Source organism: Marinomonas arctica (assembly GCF_003259225.1).
Classification (GTDB): Bacteria; Pseudomonadota; Gammaproteobacteria; order Pseudomonadales; family Marinomonadaceae; genus Marinomonas; species Marinomonas arctica.
The window spans coordinates 1-423 of record NZ_QHJF01000050.1 but is presented as its reverse complement, the minus strand read 5'-3'; the positions used below and the strand labels follow the sequence as shown (position 1 = coordinate 423).

1 protein-coding gene is annotated in these 423 nt (G+C 44.4%); it reads left to right on the top strand.

Features of this window, described 5'->3' with window-relative positions:
• On the top strand, positions 1–423 hold a 423-nt coding region (locus tag DK187_RS20390), incomplete at both ends, for an ISAs1 family transposase (RefSeq protein WP_111609138.1).

Here is a 423-nt window from a genome sequence, read left to right as displayed (position 1 = left end):
CTCTGTTTGATGTTCTATTTTTATCGATTTGCAGTGTGATTAGCGGAGCGTCTGGCTGGGAGGATATTGAAGATTTTGGAGAAGCACACTGCCTCTGGTTACAGGAAAAAGGGCTTTTTCCTCAAGGTGTGCCCACTCACGACACCATTGCTCGTATCATTTCTCGACTCAACACCACTCAGTTTCGACAATGCTTTATCGGCTGGGCGAAATCTGTCTCAAAACGAACCTTTGGGGAAGTCATTGCCATCGATGGCAAAACTCTAAGAAGCTCTTATAACCGAGAGAATCGCCAATCCGCCATTCACATGGTCAGTGCCTTTGCCACACAAAACGGTGTTGTCATGGGGCAAATAAAGACAGAAGAAAAATCGAATGAAATCACCGCTATTCCAGCGTTATTAAGACTTTTGGACATTAAAG